This is a genomic window from Trebonia sp. (assembly GCF_049794275.1).
Classification (GTDB): Bacteria; Actinomycetota; Actinomycetes; order Streptosporangiales; family Streptosporangiaceae; genus Trebonia.
Window position 1 is genome coordinate 1 of the sequence record NZ_JBARCR010001049.1, and the last position, 7,321, is coordinate 7,321.

Here is a 7,321-nt window from a genome sequence, read left to right on the forward strand (position 1 = left end):
GCATATCACCATCGGCCCCCACTTCCACGGCCTCGGCGCGCTGACCGCGGTGCAGCAGGACACGATCAGCTCGGCGATCGCCGCGACCCCTGGCACGCAGCACTACCTGACGCAGGCGGCCGACAACCTCTCGCTGCCCGGCCTGGACAGCTCCAACGGCGGCGCGCAAATCACCGCCTACGGCGGCGGCGATCCGGCCTGGTCGGGCCTCGTGCTGATCTCCGGTGGCTGGTACGCCCAGTCGCCTGGCGTTCGCGAGATCGACGTCAACACGCTGTTCCTTACCGACACGAAAACCGCGGTCGGAGACACGTACACGCTGGTCAACGGGACCCACAAGGTCACAGCGAAGATCGTGGGAGAGGTGTTCCAGCCGGGCAACGACGTGAGCATCTACATGTCCCAGGCCACGCTCACCGCGATCGACCCGACGGTCACCGGCCCCGCCAGCTTCGCGGTCTCGCTGCGGCCCGGGGTGAGCGCCGACGACTACTCCGTCGCGCTGCAGAACACGCTCGGCAACAGCTACTTCGTCGGCACCGGAGGCGGCGGCCAGGCGCTGGTCGCCATCATCACCCTGGTCACGATGCTCACCCTTCTGATCATCGCCATCGCGGGCCTCGGCGTGCTGAACACCGTCGCCCTGCAGATCCGCGAGAAAGCCCACGACATCGGCATCTTCAAGGCCCTCGGCATGACACCGCGGCAGACCCTCAGCATGGTGGTCTGCTCGGTCGGCATCACCGGCCTCGTCGCGGGCATCGTCGCGGTCCCCGTCGGCATCCTGCTGCACCACAACGTGCTCCCGGCGATGGCCAGCGCGGCGAACTCCGGCATCCCGCAGTCGGTGATGTCCGTTTACTCGGCACCGGAGATGGTGCTGCTAGGCCTCGCTGGCCTGGTCATCGCCATCGCCGGGGCGCTGGCCCCGGCCTCATGGGCGGCCCGCTCCCGGACCGCCACCGCCCTGCGAACAGAGTAAGGCGCTGGCTAACCGTCAAGCTCGTAGTCGCGGCGGCGTGCGCGGCGAGTACGGGCCCAGTACTCGAAGGAGAATCCCGGCCAGATAGCGCGGTTCACGCCCGAGTCGTCGAGGTACCAGCTGCGGCAGCCGCCCGCGCTCCACACCGCGCGGCGCAGCCTGTGCTGCAAAGCGTCGTTATACCTGCGTGCCGCGGGCGCCCTGGCCTCGATCGTGCTCGCCTTCGCCCTCGACAAGACGCGCAGGCAGCTCAGCACGTGCTGAACCTGGGCCTCGATCATGAACACGACCGAAGTATGGCCGAGGCCGGTGTTCGGGCCCAGGAGCATGAAGAAGTTCGGGAAGCCGGGGACGGTGATCCCGCGGAAGGCCTCGACGCCCGATGCCCACGCGTCCTTGAGCTTGACGCCATCGCGCCCGGCCACGTTCAGCTCTGCGGCCGCGTCGACGACACGGAATCCCGTGCCGAAGACGAGCACATCGGCCTCGTGCAGCGCCCCGTCCGCCGTCACGACACCGGACGGGGCGATCGCCGTGATGCGGTCGGTGACGAGCTCGACATTCGGCCGCTGCAGCGCCGGATAGTAGTCAGAGGACAGCAGGATCCGCTTGCACCCGATCGTGTAGTCCGGGGTCAGCCGCGCTCGCAGCCCCGGATCGGGTACCTGCCGTTCAAGATGCTTGCGCGCCATCGCCTCCAGCGGCGCCATCAGCCTGGGGTCGACCGCGAAGCCGACCGCGCGGCTTTCCAGCCCCCAGTAGACGAGGTACCGCAGCGCACGCGCGGCACCTGGCACGGCGCGCAGCGCCGCACGCGTGCGCGGCGGCATCCCGGCGTCCGGCCGCGGGTGGATCCACGGCGGCGTGCGCTGGAACACGGTCAGGTGCGCGGCCTCGCTGGCGACGGCGGGGACGAACTGGATGGCGGAGGCACCAGTGCCGATGACCGCGACCCGCTTCCCCGCCAGGCTGGCGGCGGGATCCCAGGACGAGGAGTGGAAGGAGTCGCCGGCGAACGAGTCGATGCCAGGGATCTCCGGATACGACGGGATGTGCAGCGCGCCCGCGCCGGATACCACTGCGTGCCCGCGGTATCGCTCGCCGTCCGCGGTGCGCACGGTCCACAGCTGGTCCGCGTCGTCCCATGCCACCGACTCGACCCGGCTGCCGTACCTGATGTGCTCCTCGATCCCGTACTTGGCGGCGCACCCGCGCAGGTAGTCCCAGATCTCCTGCTGCGGCGCGAACAGCCGGCTCCAGCCCGGGTTCAGCTCGTATGAGAACGAGTAGAGCGGCGACGGCACGTCGCAGGCGCAGCCCGGGTACCGGTTGTCCCGCCAGGTCCCGCCGAGTTCCGTGGCCTTCTCCAGGATCACGAAGTCGTCGAAGCCCGCCTTCCGCAGGCCGATGCCCATCCCGATGCCGCCGAACCCCGAGCCGATGATGACGATTTTGTGCCGCACCTGAGGGACCCTAGGCCTTACGGGACCACGATGACCGGGCAGCTCGCGTGCCGGGCTAGCCAGCCGGGGACCGAGCCGGCGACGTGGTGCCAGAAGTGCCTGGGCGCGCCGATCACCAGGGCGTCGGCACTGAACTCCGCCGCCATCGCGCCCAGTTCCCGCGCGGGGCTGCCGCGCCGGGTTCGCACGTGCACCTCGAGCTGGCTCGGGTCGGCGACCTGGTCCAGCTCGGTGAGCAGCCAGCGCTCCAGTGCGTCGTTATCCCTTGGCAGCCCGACCACCTGGCCGGTGAGCGGCTCGCAGTAGACGCCGGGAGACGTCACGTAGACCATGAGCAGCGGCCGGTCGAGCCGCCGGGCCAGCCCGGCGGCGTACGCGAGGGCGTTGCGTGCCGACGCGGAGCCGTCGTAGCCGACGATAACGGGATGAGCCAGGCTGTTCGGACGCGGCTGGCAGGGCAGGAACTCATCGGGGCGCACGGACTCCCGGTGGCGGCGCCGTTCTGGCCGGCGCTGCCGCTGAAGCGGGCCTTGCTGCCCAGCGCCGCGCTCATCAGCGCCGCGCTGCTCAGGCAGGCCCTTTTCCGGGGAAGGCTCAGCCTGGTCCATATGCGCGTCCTAGCGGCCACACGGGGTCAATAGTTTTGTTATAGCAAGTAACCTACCCGCCGGTTAAGCGGAACATACATATACGCGTGCAATGCCCAGCAGCGCCAGAGTTATTCGCGTCCGGGCGTGCGGACAGCCAGCACTATAGGCGCCCTGCGGCCGTCGCGGAAGCACCCGGCGGCGATCTGTCCGGTCACCCTCGTTAAGAAGGGGAAGTAACGCCCTTTCGCTGTCCCGGGTCCTTCCAGGTGGCACGATGAAGAACGTGGTGGCAGAACATGCGGGGCTGGCGGACCCGCGGGACCGGGTGGACGCGACAGCGCGCGCGGTGATCGAGAGCGCCGCCGACGCGATCGTGGCCTTCGGGACCGATCGCACCGTGCTGCTGTGGAACCCCGCGGCGGAACGGATGTTCGGCTGGAGCGCCACCGAGGTCATCGGCCTGAAGCCGCCGACCATTCCGGAAGAGCTCAGCGCCGAGCACAACGCGGTGCTCGAACGGGTCCGCGGCGGCGGCCAGATCTCCTTCGCCACCAGGCGGATCCGCAAGGACGGCTCCGTGCTCGACGTGCGCATCGACACCAGCGCGCTGACCAACAGCAGCGGCGGCGTGATCGGCTGGGTGAACATCTGCCACCAGACCGGCGAGGACGACGTGGCCAGGCATTACATGGCCGAGCGCGCGCGGGTGGTACGCCGTCTCGGCGATGTGGTCGCGGACATGAGCGGGCAGCGCGACCTGGAGTCGGTGCTCGACAGGATCGCGGCCAGCCTGCGAGAGCTGACCGGCGCGGACGCCGGCGGGTTCGTGCTCATCGAGGAGGACCGGCTGCGGCTGGTATCCACCGCAGGCCTGCCAGCCAGGCTGCGCGGGCGCGTCGCGTCGCTGTCGAACAGCCTGGTCGGCGAACTCCTCAGGTCGGGCAAGACCGTGATGATGGCGACCGGCGAGTCCGGCGGCTTCGACGACCTGATCTGGTCGGCGCTGCCGGGGCTGCACACCATCGCGCTGAGCCTGTCCCACGTGGGCGGGCGACCGTACGGCGCGCTCTACGCCCTGTACAACAGGCGCACCCTCAGCCACGTCGAACTCGAACTGCTCGAGCTGCTCGCCGGTCACGCCGGGGTAGCGCTGACCAACGCGATGGCATTCGAAGAGGTCGTGCGGCAGCGGGCACACGAGCGCGCGGTCATCGACGGCAGCGCGGATGGCATCGCGGTGCTTGACGAGCAGGGGAACGTGAAGCAGTGGAACCCGGCCGCGCACCGGATCACTGGCATGCCGGCGAGTGAGGTGATGGGCGCGCCACCGCCGTTTCCGCTGCCCGAGCCTGGCGAGCGGCGCACGCACAAGCTGACCAGCGGGCGGTGGCTCGACGTGCTGTGCACCGCGCTCGGCGGTAGCGGCGAGCGCGTGGTCGACTTCCGTGACGTCACCGCCGCGAAGGAGCTCGAGGAAGCCAAGGACCTGTTCCTCGCTACCACGAGCCACGAACTGCGCACGCCCATCACGGTGGTGCAGGGATTCGCCTCCACGCTGGCCAGCCGCTGGGACCAGCTATCCGACGCCGACCGCCGTTCCGCGGTCCGGACGATCGCGGAACGCGCGGGGTCCCTGGGCCGCCTGGTCGAGCAGCTTCTCCTCGGCGCCCGGGCGGGCGCCGATCAGCTCCCGGTCGACAACGGCCCCTTCGACCTGGCCGCCCTCTTGAGAGCAGCAGTCATCTCATTCGACGCCCTCTCAGACAAGCACGAAGTAGTAGCTGACATCCCGGCCGGCCTTCCGCCGGCCCACGGCGATCCAATGGCCACCGACATAATCGTCGGCCAGCTCCTGGAAAACGCCGTCAAGTACTCCCCGGCAGGCGGCAAGGTCACCGTAAGGGCCAGATCCACCGACCCCACTATCGAGGTCGAGGTTGCGGACGAGGGCATCGGCATCAACCCCGGCGACCACGAGCGCATCTTCGAGCGCTTCTACCAGGGCGAGACCGGTGACCGCAGAAGGTTCGGCGGCGTAGGCATAGGCCTCTACATCGTCCGCCGCCTGGCGGTAGCCCAAGAGGGGACCGTGGTGGCGCAGTCCCGCCCAGCGGGCGGCACCGCAATGCGACTAAGCCTGCGCCGCGCTACCGCCTCATAGGGAAACCCCGCGCGGCCCAACCGCTGTCAGAGCCGCGCCTGCTCCCGGTGCCGCGGTTCGCCCCCGGTAGCGGCCAGGTACTCATCGATCACACCGGGCACGTCATCGCTATCCCGCATGATCTGGCCCGCCTCCATCCAGATCACGCGGTTGCAGCTCTGCTCGATCTCACCGAGGTTGTGCGCGACCAGGAACACGGTGCCGGCCTCGTCCCGCAATTCCTTGATCCGGTTGTGACTCTTGGTCCGGAACGACGCGTCGCCAGTAGCGAGCGCCTCGTCGATCATCAGGATCTCGTGGCTCTTGGCGGATGCGATAGCGAACCGGAGGCGCTGCGCCATGCCAGTCGAGTAGGCGCGCATGGGCAGGTCGATGAACCTGCCGACCCCCGAGAAGTCAACGATCTGCTCGTACCTGGTCTTCACTTCCGCGGGCGGCATGCCCATCGCGAGGCAGCCGAGGACCACGTTCCGCTCGCCGGTGAGGTCGTCGAGCAGCGCGGCGTTCACGCCGAGCAGCGCGGCCTGGCCGGTCGTGTAGACGGCGCCCTGCTCGGCGGGCAGCAATCCGGCGATGGCCCGCAGCAACGTGGACTTCCCGGAGCCGTTCCGGCCGATGACGCCCATCACGTCGCCGTGGTTGACCACGAAGGAGATGCCGCGGATCGCGTGCACCTCGCGGATGGACGCGCGCTTCTGCCGCCTGACCAGCCGCATCAGCGACGTGGCGGCGGTGCCCTTGTTGCCGCCGGCCCCGTACACGCGGTAGACCACGTGCAGGTCGTCGACGACGACGGTCGGGTCAGCCATGGTCTCCCCCGGCTAGTCCGGCGCGATGAGCGAACGTCACGACCCAGACGTTACCTCGTCCACGGCGCCATTCGTGCCAACACGGTGCGGACAAATAGCCGGATAACGCCCGCGAAATATGATGTTCACGGTTTCACGGCGTTCTCAACGGGCATGCCGCTCATGCCGGGTTCGTTCAATTCCGCGGACGGGGCGGGGTGACTATGGAGGTGGCTACGTCGAGCGCGCTACTGCTCCCGTTTACAGCCTCTAGCGTCGGCGTCGCACGCCGCCGCCTGATTGGTGACCTCACCGAAGCGGGCGTTTACGAGGCTACGGCTTGTGACGCCGGGCTAGTGATTAGTGAACTTATCAGCAATGCCCTAAGGCACGCTAGTCCCCTTCCGGGGTGCGTTGTCAAAGTCTCGTGGAAGCTGCTGCAGGACAGCGTGGAGGTCGCGGTCAGCGACGGCGGTGGCCCGACGACGCCGGCGGTAAATGAGCCGACGAACTGGGCGATCGGCGGGCGCGGGCTAGGCATCGTGGCCCGCCTCTCGTTGCACTGGGGGGTTCGCGCGCAGGAGGACGACGGCGCGGAGGAGGACGGGGAGCCGGAGACGACCGTGTGGGCCGAACTGCCGATACGGTATAGCAGCAAGACTGGTTTGGTAACTGCCTCGTCACGGGATGCGTAAGCCCGATGGGCCGGGATCCGGCCAGTCTGCCGGATGAGCGGGATCGAGCCGCCTGAGGCTAGCTTTCCGGCAGGCAGTGGCGGTAGGGTTCCAGCCGTGGAGCTTCATGTCTCAAGTCGGTCTCACGGAGATCACGCAATTGTGATCGCAACCGGGGAAATCGACCTTTATACCGCTCCGCGGCTACAAAGCGAGCTGGCCGAAGTCATCGCCAACGCCGCTCCGGCATCGCGGATCGTCGTGGACATGTCCGGCGTGGAGTTTTGCGATTCCACCGGCATGAACGTCCTGCTGTCCTGCCTGCGGCAGGTCAGGGAGCGTGGCGGTGAGCTCGAGCTCGCCGCGCCGCGCCCGGCAGTCATGAAGATTCTTCAGGTCACCGCCCTCGACTCGGTATTCACCATCATTCCCTCGCCGGCGACTCTTCCCGGCCAGTAATAACCCCGCAACGCGGCCGGGCCATTTACGATCGGCCTATGTCACAGGTGGCCGTCGTCATTCCGGCGTATAACGAGGCGGACCTGGTCGGCGCGACCGTCACGGCCGCGGCCGCGCTTCCCGGCGTCGAGGTGGTCGGGGTCGTCGACGACGGCTCGTGCGACGCCACAGCCGACGTCGCCGGGCAGGCGGGCGCCGCGGTGC

The 7,321-nt window shown here is 68.6% G+C and carries 8 protein-coding genes; 5 read left to right on the forward strand and 3 right to left on the reverse strand.

Going from position 1 to position 7,321, the window contains the following annotated elements:
- Positions 1-982: ABC transporter permease (locus WA805_RS26240; protein WP_425241097.1), on the forward strand; the 982-nt coding region annotated here is incomplete at its 5' end.
- A gap of 8 nt (positions 983-990) precedes the next feature.
- Here WA805_RS26240 and WA805_RS26245 read toward each other — a convergent pair.
- Positions 991-2,445, reverse strand: coding sequence for a flavin-containing monooxygenase (locus WA805_RS26245; RefSeq protein WP_425243689.1), 1,455 nt, complete (start codon positions 2,443-2,445; stop codon positions 991-993).
- 17 nt (positions 2,446-2,462) lie between these two features.
- Positions 2,463-3,053 carry a universal stress protein gene (locus tag WA805_RS26250; RefSeq protein WP_422276979.1) on the reverse strand — a complete coding sequence of 197 codons (591 nt, stop codon included), beginning with the start codon at positions 3,051-3,053 and terminating at the stop codon, positions 2,463-2,465.
- 268 nt (positions 3,054-3,321) lie between these two features.
- Here WA805_RS26250 and WA805_RS26255 point away from each other — a divergent pair, with 268 nt between their 5' ends.
- Entirely contained in the window at positions 3,322-5,196 is a 1,875-nt protein-coding gene (locus WA805_RS26255) for a PAS domain S-box protein (protein ID WP_425243690.1), read from the forward strand.
- A gap of 26 nt (positions 5,197-5,222) precedes the next feature.
- Here WA805_RS26255 and WA805_RS26260 read toward each other — a convergent pair whose 3' ends face one another.
- Positions 5,223-6,005 (reverse strand): ABC transporter ATP-binding protein, encoded by a 783-nt coding sequence (locus tag WA805_RS26260; protein WP_422276983.1) that lies wholly within the window; start codon positions 6,003-6,005, stop codon positions 5,223-5,225.
- Between the two features lie 203 nt (positions 6,006-6,208).
- On the opposite strand from WA805_RS26260, the gene WA805_RS26265 reads away from it, so the two are divergent.
- The 3 genes from WA805_RS26265 to WA805_RS26275 all read left to right on the forward strand — a co-directional run.
- The gene (locus WA805_RS26265) at positions 6,209-6,679 is read left to right on the forward strand and encodes an ATP-binding protein (RefSeq protein ID WP_422276985.1); all 471 of its coding nucleotides are present in this window, start codon (positions 6,209-6,211) and stop codon (positions 6,677-6,679) included.
- A 96-nt stretch (positions 6,680-6,775) separates the two neighbouring features.
- Positions 6,776-7,117 carry an STAS domain-containing protein gene (locus WA805_RS26270; RefSeq protein WP_422276987.1) on the forward strand — a complete coding sequence of 114 codons (342 nt, stop codon included), beginning with the start codon at positions 6,776-6,778 and terminating at the stop codon, positions 7,115-7,117.
- A gap of 38 nt (positions 7,118-7,155) precedes the next feature.
- A partial coding sequence (locus WA805_RS26275; protein ID WP_425243691.1) for a glycosyltransferase occupies positions 7,156-7,321 on the forward strand: 166 nt, incomplete at its 3' end.